14 protein-coding genes are annotated in these 19,680 nt (G+C 47.7%); 5 read left to right on the plus strand and 9 right to left on the minus strand.

The window, feature by feature from the left end; genetic code table 11:
- Positions 1–87: 87 nt before the first annotated feature.
- Complete coding sequence (locus C7475_RS02595) at positions 88–2,322, minus strand: transferrin receptor-like dimerization domain-containing protein (protein ID WP_110050731.1); 2,235 nt, start codon at positions 2,320–2,322, stop codon at positions 88–90.
- 208 nt (positions 2,323–2,530) lie between these two features.
- Here C7475_RS02595 and C7475_RS02600 point away from each other — a divergent pair, with 208 nt between their 5' ends.
- The 3 genes from C7475_RS02600 to C7475_RS02610 all read left to right on the plus strand — a co-directional run bounded on the left by C7475_RS02600 (position 2,531) and on the right by C7475_RS02610 (position 5,618).
- Positions 2,531–2,776, plus strand: coding sequence for a hypothetical protein (locus C7475_RS02600; RefSeq protein WP_110050733.1), 246 nt, complete (start codon positions 2,531–2,533; stop codon positions 2,774–2,776).
- A 258-nt stretch (positions 2,777–3,034) separates the two neighbouring features.
- Positions 3,035–5,287, plus strand: a complete 2,253-nt coding sequence (locus C7475_RS02605) for an ATP-binding protein (RefSeq protein ID WP_110050735.1) — start codon at positions 3,035–3,037, stop codon at positions 5,285–5,287.
- A 142-nt stretch (positions 5,288–5,429) separates the two neighbouring features.
- On the plus strand, positions 5,430–5,618 hold the full coding sequence (locus C7475_RS02610) for a hypothetical protein (protein WP_110050737.1): 189 nt from the start codon (positions 5,430–5,432) through the stop codon (positions 5,616–5,618).
- A 122-nt stretch (positions 5,619–5,740) separates the two neighbouring features.
- On the opposite strand, the gene C7475_RS02615 is transcribed toward C7475_RS02610, so the two are convergent.
- The 4 genes from C7475_RS02615 to C7475_RS02630 form a co-directional block, all read right to left on the minus strand.
- A complete protein-coding gene (locus tag C7475_RS02615; protein ID WP_110050739.1) occupies positions 5,741–6,220 on the minus strand; it encodes a nucleoside deaminase in 480 nt (159 codons plus the stop codon).
- Between the two features lie 133 nt (positions 6,221–6,353).
- A complete protein-coding gene (gene clpB / locus C7475_RS02620; RefSeq protein ID WP_110050741.1) occupies positions 6,354–8,972 on the minus strand; it encodes an ATP-dependent chaperone ClpB in 2,619 nt (872 codons plus the stop codon).
- Between the two features lie 163 nt (positions 8,973–9,135).
- Positions 9,136–11,001, minus strand: coding sequence for a transglutaminase family protein (locus tag C7475_RS02625; RefSeq protein WP_158286397.1), 1,866 nt, complete (start codon positions 10,999–11,001; stop codon positions 9,136–9,138).
- A gap of 68 nt (positions 11,002–11,069) precedes the next feature.
- On the minus strand, positions 11,070–13,094 hold the full coding sequence (locus C7475_RS02630; protein WP_146217446.1) for a DUF3858 domain-containing protein: 2,025 nt from the start codon (positions 13,092–13,094) through the stop codon (positions 11,070–11,072).
- Between the two features lie 97 nt (positions 13,095–13,191).
- On the opposite strand from C7475_RS02630, the gene queG reads away from it, so the two are divergent.
- A complete protein-coding gene (gene queG, locus C7475_RS02635; protein ID WP_110050747.1) occupies positions 13,192–14,118 on the plus strand; it encodes a tRNA epoxyqueuosine(34) reductase QueG in 927 nt (308 codons plus the stop codon).
- A gap of 101 nt (positions 14,119–14,219) precedes the next feature.
- The gene (locus C7475_RS02640) at positions 14,220–14,762 is read left to right on the plus strand and encodes an alpha/beta hydrolase (protein ID WP_110050749.1); all 543 of its coding nucleotides are present in this window, start codon (positions 14,220–14,222) and stop codon (positions 14,760–14,762) included.
- Between the two features lie 81 nt (positions 14,763–14,843).
- Here C7475_RS02640 and araA read toward each other — a convergent pair whose 3' ends face one another.
- The 4 genes from araA to C7475_RS02660 form a co-directional block, all read right to left on the minus strand.
- On the minus strand, positions 14,844–16,349 hold the full coding sequence (gene araA / locus C7475_RS02645) for an L-arabinose isomerase (protein ID WP_110050751.1): 1,506 nt from the start codon (positions 16,347–16,349) through the stop codon (positions 14,844–14,846).
- A 30-nt stretch (positions 16,350–16,379) separates the two neighbouring features.
- Positions 16,380–17,081, minus strand: a complete 702-nt coding sequence (locus tag C7475_RS02650; protein WP_110050753.1) for an L-ribulose-5-phosphate 4-epimerase — start codon at positions 17,079–17,081, stop codon at positions 16,380–16,382.
- Positions 17,078–18,721 (minus strand): ribulokinase, encoded by a 1,644-nt coding sequence (locus C7475_RS02655; protein WP_110050755.1) that lies wholly within the window; start codon positions 18,719–18,721, stop codon positions 17,078–17,080. Before C7475_RS02655 ends, C7475_RS02650 begins: the two co-directional genes overlap by 4 nt.
- 174 nt (positions 18,722–18,895) lie before the next feature.
- On the minus strand, positions 18,896–19,600 hold the full coding sequence (locus C7475_RS02660; protein WP_110052791.1) for an NUDIX domain-containing protein: 705 nt from the start codon (positions 19,598–19,600) through the stop codon (positions 18,896–18,898).
- Between the last annotated feature and the right edge of the window lie 80 nt (positions 19,601–19,680).

Here is a 19,680-nt window from a genome sequence, read left to right on the forward strand (position 1 = left end):
TTCGTAACCCGGGGGTTTGCAACCCCGGGCGCACAACAGGGGACCCCTAACGGGGTCCTATTGTGTTTTGATAATTATATTTTTTTGTTATTGTTTCAGGCCTGCGGTTGTTTGCTGGAGGTAGGTAGTGAGGCGATTCACGGCGGCGGCAGCAATGGCGATCTGCTCTTCTGCCTCCTGCCATCTTCTTTGTTCGATCGCTTCGCGGATACCAGGTAACGTTTTTACACCATAACCGGTATAAAAGCCGGGTGCATATATGGTGTGTCTATACCAGGACCTGTTTGGTAAACCTTTATCGTACAACAACTGTTGTTCTGCCTGATAAAGCGCCTTGTTCAACCCATCTTCTTTTCCTGCAGGTATTGGTGCTTTCGTTCTTGCATCCTGTAATTGTTGGGTAGCTTTATCCAGTGCTACCAGTGCGTTCTGCAATTTAGAGAAGTCAATATAAGGCACCTCTCCTTTTACAGCAGGTGCTTTGATAGGTTTGGTAACATCTCCGGCCAGCTGGTATGCATTGTTGTTGATCACTTGATTTTCTACTGCGGTTGTCTCTCTCATCTGTTCTGCCAGTGAGATCAGTTCCGTGGTGTATGTGTTGATCGTTCTGGAAAGGCTACGGAAATCAAACGGTAATATATCCGCGTCTGCCAGTCGCAGGGCCGCGCGGCCACCATATTTGGAAAGCGCTACACCATATTCGAAACCGGGATCTTTGAAGCGGGAATAGTTTTCGTAAGTGTCGTATATAGAGTGATATTCCCCACCAGCGCCTTCACCACCGAAACCGATGTTCAGGGAAGGAATGCCAAGATGCTGAAGGAAAGAAGAATAATCAGAGCCTGATCCCAACGCACTGATGGTCAGGTCTTTCTTTGACAGCAGGTCTTTTTTAGCCTTCGTTGTTCCGGCAGATACGATATCGGCGGCTTGTTTTCTTTCGAAGATAGTCACGCTCGTTTGTGGGTCTTTAATGCTTTTGGCAATCTCCCCTGCAAATGGCTCCAGTGCATGAGAGCCACCTACGCCGAGGAATCCGCGGCTGTTACCGTCAGAGTTAATATAAGCTACGGCCTTCTGCTGTAGCTCTGCTGCGTGTGTTTCCACCCATTCGGTAGATCCAAGCAAGCCGGGTTCTTCACCATCCCAGGCGGCATATACTAAAGTTCTCCTTGGTTTATAACCTTTCTTAGCGAGCACGCCGATCGCTTTGGCTTCTTCCAATAAGGCCGCGAGACCACTTACAGGATCGGCTGCGCCATATACCCAGGCGTCGTGGTGATTACCTCTGATGACCCACTGGTCAGGAAACTGACTTCCTTTCATGAAGCCGATCACGTTATAGGCCGGGACCATTTTCCAGTCGAACTCCAGTTTCAGGTGCACCTTTGCTTTACCAGGCCCGATATGGTAGGTGAATGGCAATGCGCCTCTCCAGCTTTCGGGCGCTACCGGTCCTTCGAGTGCGGCCAATAAGGGGGCTGCATCGTGATAGCTGATCGGCAGCACGGGTATCTTCAACAGGTTGGTCGCTTCTGCACGTTCCAGTCTTTTGGCATTTTCAGTCGCTCCTACGCCAGGAGTAAGCGGATCGCCAGGATAGATCACCATATCCATTATAGAGCCTCTTTGGACCCCGTATTCGCTTTTAAACGGCCCCTGAGGGTATACATCTCCCTGGTAGTAACCGTCGTCTTTAGGATCGGAGTAGATCAGCGTCCCGATGGCGCCGTGCTCCTGTGCCACCTTTGGCTTGATACCTCTCCAGGAACGGCCGTATTTTGCAATAACGATCTTTCCCTTTACGCTGATGCCCAGTCTTTCGAGGTAGTCATAATCTTCCGGCAGTCCATAATTTACGAATACGAGTTCCCCGGTCACATCACCATCGGCACTCCATGCATTGTAGGTAGGCAGTTCATCTGCCTGACCGGTGCTGGCGTCTTCCTTCAATGCCGGCTCTTTAAGAACGGCTTTATAGTTTTCCGGATAACTGGCTTCCAGTACTCTTGTTTTCGGAGTAGGGAACAGTACCTGGTAGGTCTCTATCCTTGCGTCCCATCCGTAGCTTTTGAATTGTTGCAGGATGTTTTCCGCCACCCATTTATCCCTGGGCAATCCCAGGTAATGTTGTTGTGCGGACAAGGTCTTGATATTATTCCCGATAGCCGCAGCGCTTAGCTCTTTGTCGAAATTTGCTTCAAGCTCCTGATGTTGCCTGGCATGTTCACTGTTGAAACCACTCAGTTTTTGCTGGGCGTAAGCACCCTGCAGCAGTAAAATGAGGGCAATACCGGAAGTGATCTGTTTTGAATTCATGAAATAGAGGGTTTATTAATTGGTTGACATATTTGTCAGTTTAAGGAGGTGGCGAACAAATATAATATATCCCAACGACAGTTAATCCTTTTCCGACGATGGCTGACGCCTGTTAAACAATTTACGCCTCAGCAGGGCTGTTATGGCTTGTATCTTTGAGTCATCAAAACAAGCAAATAAATAATCATCAAATAAAAAATTACAGATCATGAAAAAGTTAGGAACACTGATGGCAGCAGCAATGATATTAGCAGGTACCGCCACTTTCGCAGCTACTCCTGCACATACTGCAAAAAAAGCAACTGCCAAAACCGTAACTATTTCTGCCAATAAAGCGGCAACATCTAAAGCTGCAACTGTTAACGCTAAACAGCAGGAAAAACCTAAAGCCACTACTACACCTCAGGCAAAGAAGGCTCATAAGAAACATCATGTGAAGAAAGCGGCTAAATAAGCAAATGATCGGCATGGCGTGCGGACCAGCAGGCTACGAACGGACAATAAGAGAAGAACAGCATAAGGAACAATGAAAAGGGAAGAACCGGCTGAGCGCACGAAAGGTCATCAAAAGCATGTGAAAAGCAAGCTTGTCTGAGATAAGATTTGGGTTTAAAAACGAATGACGGGTGACGAATAGACAGTATTCGTGATTCGTCATTCTTATATACAGTCAGCTGTAATTCGTAATTTTAAACAAAATATTTCCGAGAACATGCAGCCGAAGCTGATGAAATATTACTTGCTGGGTCTGTTCATTGTAGGACTGGTATTATTTATCGTGCTGCAGTTCAATTCGGCGCAGAATATACGTAAACTGATCTCCGGCAATGAGAAGCTGCTGGATGAATTGAATGTCAAGAACGAACTCCAGAAACTGCAAACCAGTATAGCCAAAACCGATAGTAAAGTACGGGGCACATTGATATCGCAGGACACACTGAATATCACCGGTATAGAAGCGGAGGTGGCTCTCATCAAAGCCGACCTCGGAGAGATCAACAAACTGGTGATAAACGACAGCACAGCGAAGCTGCTCACACAATTAAACTACCTCGTAGAAGAAAAGAACCAATTCAATATTGCTGTACTTGACACTTTTTATGCCCAGGGGAAATGGTCGGCAGAAAGAATGATCAACGCTCAGAAGGGTAAACGTTTGGGAGAGGCCATTAATATCGTACTTCATTCACTTGACAGTTTACGGCAGACGGAAGTAAACCGTACTACTCATCTCATAGATACCAGCGGACAAAAAGCATTGAACTGGGGAACGGTCATGCTGTTCTTTGCCTGCCTTTCCAGTTTGCTGTCATTCCTCTATATCACAAGCCGCATTTACAGGCAGGAACAATTGATAGATGCGCTTGACCATTCGCGGCAGCAGGAAAAGAAGCTAACCATCGTCAAAGATCAGTTCCTGGCCAATATGAGCCATGAGATCCGGACGCCCATGAATGCCGTACTAGGGTTCACGCACCTGCTGCAACAGCAGCCGCTGAATGAGAAGTCTAAAGAATACGTGGCCTCCATCCAGCACGCCGGTGAGAACCTGCTGGATATCATCAACGATATCCTGGACATCTCAAAAATAGAATCAGGCATGATGCGGCTGGAACCTGTTTCTTTCAGTCTGCACGGGATGCTTCATTCCCTGGAGCTCATGTTCCAGCCAAAGGCGCAGGAGAAAAAACTGGAACTATCAGTAGTCATAGATACACAGGTACCGGACATTCTTTACGGTGATGTGATGCGGCTGACACAGGTGCTGGTGAACCTCGTCAACAATGCTATCAAATTTACTGCACAAGGCAAAGTACAGATAAGGGTAAGCCGGGTTACTACAGAACCTGCCAATACATCCGCAGAAAGTGAAGTGAGATTAATGTTCATTGTCAGCGATACGGGTATTGGCATCGCTCCTGATAAACTGCCTTCTATTTTCGACCGGTTTAACCAGGCGGAGGCAGACATTACCCGCAAGTTTGGTGGTACAGGACTGGGTTTAACTATTGTGAGGCAGCTTGTTGAGTTGCAGCATGGTCATATCGTAGTAGAAAGTGAACCAGGGAAAGGCAGCATATTTAAGATCGAATTGCCTTATACATTAGGAGAGTTATCGCAGGACAGTGGTGAAAACTATAATTATTCTCCTGATAATTTTGCTCTGCCTCATCAACCTGACGTGCGACTACTGGTTGCGGAAGACAATAAAATGAACCAGAACCTGTTACGTCATCTGCTGGGTAACCGGCAGCTGCACTATCAGCTGGTGAATAACGGCCAGGAGGCCCTGTACGCCTTATCAAGGCAACATTTTGACATGGTACTGATGGACCTTCAGATGCCCGAAATGGATGGTTATACGGCAACGAGAAAGATAAGGGAAGACCTGCAATCTAATATTCCGATCATCGCCATGACGGCACATGCCATGTCGGGCGAACGCGAGAAATGCCTGCAAGCGGGTATGAATGAATACATCTCGAAACCCATACGGGAAGCGGAGCTTTATCATATGATACAGCTCTTTACCGGCAAAAGCGGCACACGGGAATCGTATGCGCATCATAACGGTCATCACAACAACAGCGCCGGCAGCAATAACGGCATTCCTACAGAGCCGGACACTCCATTGGTACAGCTTGAATATCTGCAGCAACTATCTATGGGCGACAGGGATTTCGAACAGAATATGTTAAAGCAGTTCGTTACACAATTGCCGGAAGATCTTTCATTGCTAAGGAAAGCCATTGATGAAGGCGTGGTTACAGACATACGTAGCACTGCTCATAACCTGAAGACAACTATTTCATTTGTAGGACTGGAAAGCAGGTTATATCCTATACTGGATGTGCTTGAAAAGCTGGATGATCCGTATGATCCTTATGTTGTAACGGAGCAGTACAATACGCTCAAGCAGTTGTGCGTTAAGGCTTTACAGGAAACGCTGCAATTGCTTTTATAACTCGGACTTTCCTTTGGCCTTTTTCGACGATAGTTATTCCCTTTTCAACGAAACCGCCAGCATTGCCCTTCTCAGGGGCGTAACTTCACATCGGGAATTGAAACAATTCATCTCCTGATTACTTTACTAAAAATCACTAGTCATGAACATCAAGAAAAGCCTTATTGTAGCCGCAGTATTTATGAGTGTAAGCGCTGTTACTTTTGCGCAGACTCCTGCTACTAAACCTGCTAAGAAAGAGAAAGCAAAAACCGAGAAACCAGCTTCTGACACAGCTAAAGCTCATAGCGGCCACAAGATGCATAAGCCTGCAGCTAAAAAAGGCGCTTAATTTACAGCTCACCGAAGAAATTTTTTGGGGTTGTCCGCTTAACTGCGCGACAGCCTTTTTTTTGTTTAGTTACAGCCTCTGTAAAGGGCATTATAAGCCCCGTTTTTCCATTTCTCCGGGGTCTAATACAAAGTCCTGTCTCCCTTGATCTGCCAGTCTTTAAACACCTTTAAAGCAGCATCAAACGGGAAGGCGATGAATGGGATCTTCTTATCGTTATGAGGTACACCAATTTCCTGGTATATAAATGAATCATCAAAATCAATGGCAGCTGCATCTTCTTTTGTGTTGGCAAAATAAACACGCTGCGGCCTGGCCCAATAAATAGCGCCCAGGCACATGGGACAAGGTTCACAGGAGGTATAGATCTCACAGTCGTGCAACTGAAAGGTACCCAGCTGTGTACAGGCATCCCGGATGGCCATTACTTCGGCATGGGCGGTAGGGTCATTATGAGACAATACCTGGTTCCAGCCGCGCCCAACGATCTCCTCTCCTCGCACCACTATTGCGCCAAACGGACCGCCTTCCCCGTTCTCCATTCCCTGGCGGGAAAGGTCCACTGCCATCTGCATAAACCGTTTTTCTCTTTCTCCGATCATAAAGTTGCTTTGTTATCAAAAATACGCAAAAATGACGCGTGTCCATTACAGCATAAAAAAACCCGGATAAAGAATTATCCGGGTATTCGTAACTGTATATCGTCGTATTTGAATATAAGATCTTGTTATGCGATTATGCATTCACGGTATGATTATTATTCCTCACCACCACTACGCCATCAAAAACGTCTATCAGTACCGGTCTGCTTTTATCTATGTCCCCTGCCAGGATCTTTTTACTCAGCAGGTTAGTGATTTCTTTCTGTATTAACCTTTTTAGCGGTCTCGCCCCAAACTGCGGGTCGTAACCCTGGGCGGCCAGGTACTCCAGTGCATAATCAGAGAATTCCAATATCATGCCACTTTGTGCTACGAGGTCCTTCAAATGCTGTAACTGAATGTTAATTATTCCCTTAATTTCATTACGGAGTAATGGCTGGAACATAATCACCTCATCTACACGGTTCAGGAACTCAGGTCTGATGGTTTCCTTTAATAGCCCCATTACTTCCGCCTTGGTAGCATCCACTATATCCTCACGGTTCTTTTCATCGATCCTTTCGAAATTCTCCTGGATGATCTGGCTCCCCATGTTGCTGGTCATAATGATGATGGTATTCTTAAAGTTCACCACACGGCCTTTGTTGTCTGTCAGCCGCCCGTCGTCGAGCACCTGTAACAAAATGTTAAAAGTATCGGGATGCGCCTTTTCGATCTCGTCCAGCAGCACTACAGAATAAGGTTTACGCCTTACCGCTTCAGTGAGCTGTCCGCCTTCATCGTAACCTACATAACCGGGAGGCGCGCCTATTAAACGGCTTACCGCATGTTTCTCCTGGTATTCGCTCATGTCGATGCGCGTCATCATGGAATCGTCGTCAAACAGGTATTCTGCCAGTGCTTTCGCCAGTTCGGTCTTACCGACACCGGTGGTACCCAGGAATATGAAGGAACCGATAGGACGTTTAGGGTCCTGTAAACCGGCCCGGCTTCTCCGGATGGCGTCAGATACTGCGATGATCGCTTCTTCCTGTCCTACTACCCTTCTATGCAGCTCTTCTTCGAGGTGGAGCAGTTTATCCCTTTCGCTCTGTAACATTCTTGACACCGGGATGCCGGTAGCTTTGGCCACGTTTTCCGCAATGTCTTCCGCATCAACTTCTTCCTTCAGCAAGCGTTTGTGATCCGAAGATATTTCGTTCAGTTCAGCTGTGTACTGAGCTACCAATTCTTCCTGTTCTTTCACTTTTCCGTAGCGGATCTCTGCCACCCTGCCATATTCACCATTACGTTCTGCCTGCTCTGCTTCGAGTTTTAAGTTTTCGATGCTGGATTTGGCATTCTGTAACTTGTCTACTATTTCCTTCTCTTCCTGCCATTTTGCTTTGAATGTGCTGCGTTGTTCTCCCAGTCTGCTTATTTCCTCATTCAGCTCACGCAGTTTATTTTCATCGTTCTCACGTTTGATAGCTTCTCTTTCAATTTCCAGCTGTCTGATACGGCGTTCCAGTTCATCCAGTTCTTCCGGCATGGAGTTCATTTCCAGGCGGAGTTTAGCTGCGCTTTCATCTATCAGGTCAATCGCCTTATCGGGCAGGAAACGATCGGTAATGTAGCGGTTTGACAATTCTACCGCTGCAATGATCGCTTCGTCTTTTATCAGTACATGGTGATGGCTTTCGTAACGTTCTTTCAGACCGCGGAGGATAGAAATTGCGTCTTCCACACTTGGCTCGTCTACCATTACTTTCTGGAAACGGCGTTCCAGGGCTTTATCTTTCTCGAAATATTTCTGATATTCATTCAGGGTGGTAGCACCTATTGCACGGAGCTCACCACGTGCCAGAGCCGGCTTAAGAATATTCGCAGCGTCCATTGCCCCTTCCATAGCGCCTGCACCAACGAGGGTATGGATCTCATCTATGAAAAGGATCAGTTGTCCGTCGCTTTCAGTCACTTCCTTGATCACCGCTTTCAGCCTTTCTTCGAATTCACCTCTATACTTTGCACCTGCCATTAATGCACCCATGTCGAGAGCATAAATAGTCTTGGACCGGAGGTCTTCAGGAACGTCCCCGTTGATGATACGGTGGGCCAATCCTTCCACTATCGCGGTTTTACCTACACCAGGTTCACCTACCAGGATAGGGTTGTTTTTTGAACGGCGGGAAAGGATATGGAGTGTTCTGCGGATCTCTTCATCACGGCCGATAACAGGGTCCAGTTTACCGGCCCTTGCCAGTTCGTTGAGGTTCTTTGCGTACTTCTGGAGGGAATTATACTGGGTATCGGCAGTTTGTGAATTTACCGTACTACCCTTGCGAAGGTCCTTTATGGCAGCCTTCAATCCTTTCTCTGTCAGTCCTGCATCTTTGAGCAGTTTGGCAGTATCGTCACTGCCACCGAGTAAACCGAGCAACAGGTGTTCTACACTGACAAATTCATCTTTAAATTCCTTGATGCTCGCGCCAGCTCTCAGCATAGCATTGTTAGCATCACGGCTTAATACCTGTCCGCCTTCTCCACCGGATACGCGGGCATATTTTTTTATCTGTTCTTCCAGTCTGGTTGACAGGAAATTAGTATTTACGTTGTTCTTTTTCAGCAGGTAATCAATTGCACTCTCCTGGTCGTCCAGCAGCGCTTTCAGCAGATGTCCCGTCTCAATGGCCTGTTGCTGTCCATTAAAGGCAAGTTGCTGTGCCTGTTGCAAGATCTCCTGCGATTTAATTGTGAAGTTATTTAGATTCATAACAGCTTAGTTTTCTCCTTTTTTGACGTCTTTTCAAACGACTTATAGAGAACAACAAAACCTGATCCAAGGTTAACAAAGGGGGCATTTTGGCAGAAATGCCGGTACCGGACTGCTCTTTTTACAGCATTTCCGGTACCGGACTGCAATTATTTCACTTATTTCATTTTTTGACGAGGACCAATCTGGCTCTATCGGCTTTATACATGCCATTATAGAACTTCTCCAGCTCCGGATATGCGGAAGCGGGAAAGGAACCTCCGTTATGGTCTATAGAGCGGGTATAGGTAACGACATTACCTTCTACGGTCACTTTAGAGGTATAGGTACCGAACATGCTCTTCAGACTCACCGGCTGGGGTACCATTTCAGGTGTGTATCCGTCGGGAATGGTGATCTTTACGGTATCGACATCACGGTAAACGTCATCAAGATAGATGTCCGATTTACGGGCTGTATCTGCAGAGAGGCGCCTGCCTGTTTTGGTGAGCAGATTTGGCTCCAGGAACATACGTTTACCCGTTACAGAGGCATAGTTATGTGCCGAGATCTCCAACTGTTCGTCGATAGCTGGAAGACTTTCTTTCATCTCCTTACACTCATACCGGTTCACATCATAACTGGAGAAATAACCGGCCATCTTCTGACGTTCAAGGATCTTCTCTTTCGTCAGCATATTGATGCGGGCATGTAAGTCATCCTGCTGAAGACCGGTATAGTGTGTATTCACCTTAATGACCATATCACCTGTTTCTCCGATGGTGGCGTTGATCTGGCGGATCTGTTGATTTTGTACCATAGTATATACCGGCGTACGGACCAGTTTTCCTCCATTTTCGTCAATCAGCAGTACGGGCCTGTCCGTCGTAAAACTACCCAGGTAGCCGCCTGCATTGATATTGCTGGTACATTCCAGCCAGGTGCTGTCTTTCGTACCGGGTACGCACACGATTACGTGATTAAAACGATTGGAAGGAAAACCGGCATCTGTCACATCCTTGTTCTCGTCGCCGGCATAAACCAGCACACAGGAAGCTTTAATACCTGCTTCTTTCAGGAGGGCGCACATATAGTTGGAAAGCGCTTTACAGTCGCCATACCCTTTGGTGGCCACATAGTTCGCATCAAAGGTTTGCCATCCGCCAATGCCCAACTGGATACTGACATACCTGGTATGTTGCTGCAGATACTTATACAGCTTTGAGATCTTTTCTTCGCGGGGCAAGCCATCTGTTAACTGATGCACTGTTTGTTTAACGGCATCAGGTAACTGGTCACGTCCCTGGTTCAATGCGTACATGAAACGTCCGAACTCCTCCCAAGTGTTCATAGAACCTTTGTACTGCTGCATTTCAAAATTTGCAGGCGCCAGCATAACGGTGGTGGTACGTTTATACCAACGTGGCGCATATGGCTCTTCTGACACTGCCGACAGGTTCTTTACCTCCCAGGTATAAACGCTGTTACTACCATCTTTGGTGATAACCGGCTCGCCCTGATAGTTCAGATTACGATAACGGAGTACATAGTCTTTCGGAGCCGTCACCGTCATTTTGCTCTGCTGAACGGAAAACGCGGCTGCTTCCTGGGGCACCCAAAATGGCAGATAGAAAGAGTGGTTATATTTTACCTCGATCTCATACTCTACTGTATGCGGATAGACATTATAATAAAACGCATGTTCCTTATAGCGGTCGTCTGTCATGAGTGATTCGCCACCTACGCCGCTTTTGTCCTGTATATCACTTTGCTTCAGCTTTTTGATAGGAAGACCGAGTGCATCGTACAGGGTGCCTTTAATAGAACGGACGTCACGGAGCTTGTCATACCATTCTACTACACGCGCGTATCTTTCTCCTTCTGCATCCATTACGGTTAGCACGTAATGCGTTGTTATGCGCACATCTCCCGGATCGTTGATCTTTACACTTACTTCTTCCAGCCGTTTCACTACGTGCGCATTGCTCTTTAGTGAATCGGGGATCATAAATGCGGGATAGATCGGATCGCCGGCAAATACGGGCGTCATAAATAAAAGGAAACCTATACAGCAGCAAATGCTGTATAGGAATTTCTTTGTGTTACAGGTCAACATGATTAGCTTTTCTTTTTCAGTACGATTTGTTCAGATTGTTTCTTTACGATCATATCGAAGAACTCACGAAGCGAATTGTACTCGTCCGGTGCGAAGACAGCCCTGTTCAGTTTTACCCTGGAACGGAACTGGATAGTATTTTCACTCTGCTGGATCAGATACTGGAATATCCCTTCGTTTTCATTGAATTTAACCACAGCTGATTTAGGCAATTCTTCAATTACATAACCTTCCGGAACAGTCATGTTCAATGTAAAGGTTTCATCCATTACACATGGCATTTCAACAGGGTACTTGCGTTCCTGTGAGCGGAAAGGATTTTTACGTGTAGCTTCTGTAAATAAAGGATTGATATAAAGCATGCCGGCATCGTCTGCTTTCATCTCAAAATCAAATTTCATCTTCAGCACATCTTCGTTATCATCGAGGTTCTCTAACTCAACTCCACTGATCGTGGTCTCTGTTACGAAGTCCTTTTCTTTTCCTTTAAAGTATGCGTCCTTGCCTTTATCCTTTATAGAGGAGCGGATAGCACAGGATTCAAAGTAGGTAGGGTTCTGCTGCATACTTCCTTTCAGGCTTCCACCTTCTCCACCCATCAGCATAACATAGGTAATCTTCGATTCCAGTAATTCATCAGGATTGAAGTATACCGGAAATACGCCAGTACTGCCTAACAATCGGGCATGACCATTGTAACAGGACATATCCACTCTACCGAAACCCAGGTACGGACGGGATGCATCCATAAAAAAGGTCAGCGAATCGACCGTGAGGGCGGCCATGGTATAGTTAAAGCGGGATGCCAGCGGATACAGTTCGTGGGTGAACCCGTGGTTACGGGTGCTCAGTACCAGCGGATCTGCATTCAGATTTGCACGGCGCAGCATCGCTATCAGCAGCAGATTGATATCCGTTTCATTACCGCTGTGGGAAGTGAAGACAGATTTCAATGTTTTGCTGAGATACAATCCATAATGATCCGTACAGGTGAAATTAGTTCTCACATAGTTGTAGATGCGGCGTGCTTTCGCAGTGTCGTCTTTCAGTCCGGCGGTCAGCTGGTCAACTACGTCTCCGAGGTAACCGTTGTTCTTACTGAGGTCAGCGCCGAAGCTCTCATGTTTGTTCATGTCTTCTCCGAATTTCTCCCAGTTACCCATCACAGGTTTAACGGGAGCGCCCGGATATTTTATTGCAGACAACTGGAACTCGATCCTTGTAATATGGTTTCTCAGAGAAGTGGTGAAACTCTCTTCTCTCAGTGCCGGAATATCTTTGGCAGTCCAGACGTTCGTAACCGTGTTAGCAGAGAAACTACCATGCTCAGAGGCGCTGGTGGGACCATTGCTTTCGAAGGTCATGTTATAGGTCTGCCTGTTGGTCGTAGTTTTTACTGCCAGCAGGCTATTGATATCCTGTTTCAGGAAAACGAAATCATAGATCTCAGGAATGGTGACACTATATTCACTGAGCAGGCAAGGATGCTCGTCCTGGAAATTCCAGGGCTGCAGGTTAAAGTAGAACGGTGAAATTACTGAATAGGTATATTCGATGATGGTCCCTTCTTTTACTGCAGGAATGGTGAATTTCTTAACGATGTGATTCTTGTCGTACTTGTCTGTGAAGACGCCTTTACTTTCAAGTTTGGTTTCTACGACCTTACCGCCTTCCAGGTTATAAGCGACGGCTTTAAGATTATTCAGCTTCTCCTCATCCTGACCGGATACATAGAGGGGAATTTCCACATTCGCGACGTCGTATCCGCTCTTGTCAACAACCTTGACCCTTTTCAACCGTTTAAACATCAGTTCAAAATGGTCTCGCTCTACCTGGAAGTCTGATGTACCAATATCCGCCAGGATAACCGCGTGTGCCGAGGTATCTTTTTCAAAGGTGGTCGGTGCAAAGTCCTCCGGACTGATTTTCCCAAATTTGACCTTGTCCCTGGTCTGAGAAAATGTTGTAAGTGTGAACAGGCACCCTGCAATGAGGTGCATGGGGAGCACAATAGATCTGCTACGCATACAGATATAAGGATTATTTTGGGATGAAGGTATGGAAAAAGTGTATTCCAACTATTGCTATAGCAAACTTTTATTTTTATGTAACTTGCACTCATTCATGAACCTTGCGGCAAAATATACGGCATTCATCAAGAAACATGCGGCGGATCTGGGCTTTGACCATTGTGGTATTGCAAAGGCAGTCCAGCTGGACGATGATGCCCGCAGGCTGGAACAGTGGCTGCATAAGGGAATGCATGGCTCCATGCATTATATGGAGAACAACTTCGATAAGCGGATCGATCCGCGGAAGCTGGTCGACAATGCACAGTCCGTTATTACCCTCTTGCTGAATTATTACCCTGCGCAGCAGCAACAAGCTGAAGGGCCTAAGATCTCGAAATACGCGTACGGGCAGGACTATCACGAAGTCATTAAGGCTAAGTTGAATACGTTACTGGCCCGCATGCAGGAGGAATTCGGCGCTGTAAGCGGACGCGGGTTTGTAGATTCTGCGCCAGTACTGGAAAGAAGCTGGGCGCAAAGAAGCGGTCTGGGCTGGCTGGGCAAGAACGGGAACCTCATCCATAAACAGGCGGGCTCCTTCTTTTTTATTGCTACGCTTATAACAGATGTCACCCTTGAATACGATGGTCCTGTCGGCGATTATTGCGGATCCTGCACACGCTGCCTGGACGCTTGTCCTACGGAAGCTTTGGTAGCACCGGGCGTAGTGGACGGCAGCCGTTGTATTTCTTATTTTACGATAGAGCTGAAAGAGTTACTGATCCCTGACAACATGCAGGGTCAATTCGACAACTGGATGTTCGGTTGTGATGTATGCCAGGACGTATGCCCCTGGAACAGGTTTTCCAGGCCGAATCAGACGGTGGAGTTCACCCCCATACCCGAGATCCTCAATTTCAGCACGAGGGACTGGGAAGAGCTTACAGAGGAAGAATTTAAGAAGATCTTCCGCCGTTCCCCTATGAAACGTTCCAAATATGCCGGGATACGTAGAAATTTGCGTTTTCTTAACGGATGAGGTTATACCCTCTTATTCTTTTTTTCGTACATTGTTATCCTCTGTATCGCCAACAATTCCATCATCTATCTGCATAAAGGGAGTGCTATAAAGTTTATTTTATGGAAGTTAAGGTATTAACTGCACCCGGTTTATATGGGTCAGGTCCGTTGCACTGGCAAAGTATCTGGGAAAAGACATCAGGTTTCAAACGCATTGATCAGCAGAATTGGGATGCCCCTGTCATGGCTGAATGGGTAAAAACAATTGAAGACGCCGTAGCGGAAGCAGGCCCGGACGTGGTCATTGCCGCGCATAGCCTGGGATGTATTGCGCTGGCTTACTGGGCGCAGCAAACGAAGCTCCGGATCAGAGGCGCTTTACTGGTAGCACCGGCCGACACGGAAAGACCCGGATTCCCGGTGGCTGCGAGTGGATTTGCACCTATTCCATTGAGGCCCCTGCCTTTTAAAAGTATTGTTGTATCCAGCACGAATGACGAGTATGCAAGCCTGGAAAGGGCAAGGTATTTTGCCAATGCCTGGGGAAGCCGTTTTGTCAATGCTGGTGCGACGGGACATATCAATGCCGATTCCGACCTGGGAGAATGGCCTAAAGGACAGGTATTGCTTACAGAGCTGGTCAGGGACTGGGGAACGCTGTAAATAAAAAAGCCATCCGCCAGAAGGCGGACGGCGATTTTTATTCCACGTCATGGCTTATTCAGCCGTTATTGATCTACGATCTTATTTAAATCCTTTCATCAGGTAGAAAGCATCGTTCCAGCGCAATTCATTCCGGAACTGATACAGGTCTGTATTTTTACCAATACGCACGTACTCTATACCTGCCATGTCGGCGAAGTCCTGCATATGTGCAGCCGTCAGATTCTGGCTGTAACAGGTATGGTGAGCGCCACCTGCCTGGATCCATGCAGCGCAACCCGTACGCATGTCAGGCAATGGCTTCCAGAGCACTCTCGCTACCGGCAGTTTAGGCAACTTATGGATAGGCTCTACCGCCTCAACTTCATTCACCAGTAATCTAAACCGATTTCCCATATCTACCACGGAAGCATTGATAGCCGGTCCGCTGGCTACATTAAACACCAATCTTACAGGATCAGCTTTTCCGCCGATACCTAATGGATGGATTTCGCAGGACGCTTTACCGTTTGCGATGGAGGAACAGATCTCCAGCATATGCGCACCGAGCACCAAACGGTTCTCCGGATCAAAGTGATACGTGTAGTCTTCCATGAAAGAATTACCGCCGGGCAAACCGCTGCCCATTACTTTCATCGCCCTTACCAGCGCTGCTGTTTTCCAATCGCCCTCACCGCCAAAACCGTAACCGTCGGCCATGAGCCGCTGAACGGCGAGGCCGGGCAACTGCTCCATACCATGCAGGTCTTCAAAAGTATCTGTAAAGCCTTTGAATTTTCCCTCTTCCAGGAAAGCACGCAGACCTAATTCGATACGGGCCGCTTCTCTTAGTGAGTTATGTTGTGCGCCGCCTTTCAGCAAGGGAGCTGCTACAGCATATGTTTGCTCATATTCCTGTACCAACGTTCCGATGGCGGCATCGCCGATCTCTTTTATAAACTTCACCAGGTCTCCTACACCATATCCATTTACAGAATAACCGAATTGCAGTTCTGCCTCTACTTTATCGCCTTCCGTTACAGCCACCTGGCGCATATTATCACCCAGACGGGCGAAGCGTGCGCCCTGCCAGTCGAACCAACCAGCAGCAGCACGTAACCAGGTACCTATTTCGCAGGTTACTTCCGGGTCCTGCCAGTGACCGGCTACCACTTTACGGTCCATTCTCATACGGGACATCATGAAGCCAAATTCACGGTCGCCATGGGCAGACTGGTTCAGGTTCATAAAGTCCATATCGATCTCTCCCCAGGGAATGTCCCTGTTGAACTGTGTATGCAGGTGCAGTAAAGGGCGTTGCAGGACCTTCAGTCCGCCGATCCACATTTTAGCAGGCGAGAAAGTATGCATCCAAGCGATCACGCCTATACAATTTGGCGCTGTATTAGCTTCCTGGCAGATGCGGTATATTTCATCGGGCGTTTTTACGACCGGCTTAAATACAATGCGAACCGGGATGTTAGCGTCTGCGCTGAGTGACTGTGCGATCTTCTCTGCGTGAGCCGCTACCTGTTGTAAGGTCTCCTCGCCGTAAAGGTGTTGGCTGCCTGTTATGAACCAGGCTTCAAATTGCTTCAACTGTATCATGCTGTTGGAATTTTTATATGATGACCTGCGCTATTGACCATAATAAGCATCGGGCCCGTGTTTACGTTCAAAGTGTTTTCTGATCAGGGAGTCTTTTAGCTTCGGGCACTCCGGACGGATGCTTTCCGTGAGGTAGGCCATTCTGGCCACTTCTTCCAGGACGGCGGCGTTATATACCGCCTTCTCCGCTGTCTTGCCCCAGGTAAAGGGAGCATGATTACCTACCAGGACCATTTCCACGTCCTTGTAGGACAGCTGTTTGCCCTGCAGGCATTGCATGATCTGAAAGCCTGTTTCATGCTCATAATTACCCTTGATCATTTCATCGCTCATAGGAGCAGCACAAGGCACGTCGCAGGTAAGGTGATCGGCGTGCGTAGTACCATAGACAGGAATATCGCGCTGCGCCTGTGCCCAGGCGGTAGCATAAGTGGAATGTGTATGCACGATACCACCGATGTCTTCCCAATGTTTATATAACACTGCATGTGTCTTGGTATCAGAAGAAGGGCGTCCGGCGCCATCGACAGTCTGCGCGTCGAAGTCGACGATCACCATACTGTCTGGCGTCAGGAGCGTATAAGGCACGCCGCTGGGTTTAATAGCGAAGACACCTGCGCTACGGTCAACCACACTCACATTACCGAAGGTGAAGAGCACCAGTCCTAATGCAGGCAGTTGCATATTGGCTTCGTACGCCTGTTCTTTTATAGCTTGATAACGGTTGCTCATACGTATAGTTTTTCGGTGAAAGCGCCCAGTTCCTGGAACTGACGGTAACGGGCCGCATAGTATGGAACATTTTCCTGGCGTGGCTGCCAGACGGTTTCGAATCCGGAGGTCATTGCCTGCTGTGCACTATTGATATCAGCGTACAAGCCAGCAGCAACCGCTGCAAACATAGCAGCACCTAATGCACATGCGTTCTCACTGTTCACTATCCTGATAGGTCTGTTCATTACGTCGGCCAGCACCTGCATAGCGTAGGAAGACTTCTTGGCAACACCGCCAAGTGCAATTACTTCGCGGATAGGCACACCTTCTTTGGCAAAACGCTCGGCAATGCTCTGTGCGCCGAAGGCTGTGGCCTCTACCAAAGCCCTGAACAATTGTACAGCATCGATACCCAGGTGAAGGCCAGTGATAGTGCTCTTTACAGTATGATTAGCATCGGGGGTACGACGGCCGTTAAACCAGTCCAATGCAAGGGGATCATTATCTTTTAGCGGCAGTTGCTGCGCCTGTTGGGAGAGATATCCCAGTAGCTTATCTTCCGCAGCAGCGAGTTTCTCTGCATCATCGGGTAAGAGGGCATATAGCGGTCCCATAATAAGACGGCGTAACCAGGCGAATACATCACCATAAGCTGACTGTCCGGCCTCCAGGCCAAGCATACCCGGTATAACAGAACCATCAACCTGTCCGCAGATACCTTTTACAAACAGATGTCCGGCTTCCTCCATAGGGGCCACCAGGATATCGCAAGTGCTTGTACCGATCACTTTACAGAGCGAGTAAGACTGGATACCACCGCCAACAGCGCCCATGTGGGCATCGAAGGCGCCGGTACCAATAACAACATCTTCGGGAAGTCCGAGCCTGGAAGCCCATTCACTGCTGATGGTGCCTGCCGGAACGGTAGCTTCTACGGTATCGGTATATGTTTTATCGTATTTGCCGAGGCTTGGATGAAGTTTCTCCAGGAAGTCCTTCGGAGGTAAACCTTCCCAGGAAGCGTGCCACATGGCTTTATGGCCGGCGGCGCAACGACTGCGTAACAAAGTGCTGAGGCTTCGGTTGCCGGTAAGTACTGCAGGTATCCAGTCGCAATGTTCAACCCAGGAGGCAGCTTTTTCATTTACGGCAGCATCTTCTGTAACAACGTGCAGTATTTTAGCCCAGAACCATTCGCTGCTGTAAATACCTCCGCAATATTTTGTGTAATCGGAGCCATTACTATGGGCGATATCGTTGATAAGCGCAGCCTCTTTGTTGGCGGTGTGATCTTTCCAGAGCACGAACATCGCGTTGGGGTTTTCTTCAAAACCGGGCAGCAGGGCCAGCGGTGTACCTGTTTCATCTACAGGACCAGGTGTAGAACCGGTAGTATCAACAGCAATCCCTTTTACCAAAGCGGCGGTACCGGCAGGGCATTGTTGTAATGCGCCGCGGATACTATGTTCCAGGCCTTCGAGATAATCTAAGGGATGCTGGCGGTATTGCTGTACAGCGGGATCGCAATACAATCCTTTCTGCCAGCGGGGATAATAGTGCACGGCACTGCCAACTTCCTGTCCGGTTTGAGCATTCACTACGAGGGACCGTACTGAATCGGTGCCGAAGTCGACACCTATTACAAATGAATTTTCCATAACGTACAACCTTAAACGGTCTTCCCTGCCGGGAGGCAGCGGAAAACAGCAGCTATTTAAAAAATGAGTAATTGTTCCTGTCTACTTTATTGTCAAACCGACAATTATTAAATAAGGCAAAAAAATGCTGATATGACCATCACTGTAACAGTGACTATCATATCAGTAGTGCCTTTATTTCAGATTTCCGGGATCGGAAACAAAATTGAGGAAGGCGTGGAATTTGGCGCTGTACTTTCGTTTATCCAGCTTATAATAGAATGCTCCCCTTTTGGAAGTAGCCCTCTCTTTTTCTTTTTGTTTGACAAGTAAGCCGGTAGATAATACTTTCCTGCTGAAGTTGCGCTTGTCAAAGCCGGCGTCATATACTGCTTCAAACAGTATCTGTAATTGCGGGATAGTGAACCTGGTCGGCAACAGTTCAAATAACAGCGGGTGAATAGCTGCTTTATAACGTAACCGCGCCTGGGCTTCGGCGACCATGTTGGCATGATCGAAGATCAGTTTGGGGGCTTCTTTGAGTGGGAACCACTCAGCCTTATACTCATCCGTGATCTGCTGTTTGTACTGGTTGATGTCGATCAGTGCGAAATAGGCTACAGAAAGCGTACGCTCCATCGGGTCTCTGTCCGGGCTACCAAAAGCTGTCAACTGCTCCATGTAGACCCCTTCCAACCCTGTAAGCTTGGTCAGCGTGCGGGCCGCTGCCTGTTCCAGATCTTCATCCGCCTGAACGAAACCGCCCATCAGGCTCCATTTTCCCTTTTCCGGCTCAAAACCGCGCTTGATCAGCAAAAGCTTTAGATCCTGTCCGTCAAAACCGAAAATAATACAGTCTACAGCTACCAGCATCCGGGTTTGCCGGGAATAACGTGTCATACTTTCCAGGAGTTTAATTCCGCTAATATAAAACTCCCCTTTGACATTGCCAGCATTTTGACCCACAGACTGTTTATTTC

The organism is Chitinophaga sp. S165, assembly GCF_003182155.1.
Lineage (GTDB): Bacteria > Bacteroidota > Bacteroidia > Chitinophagales > Chitinophagaceae > Chitinophaga.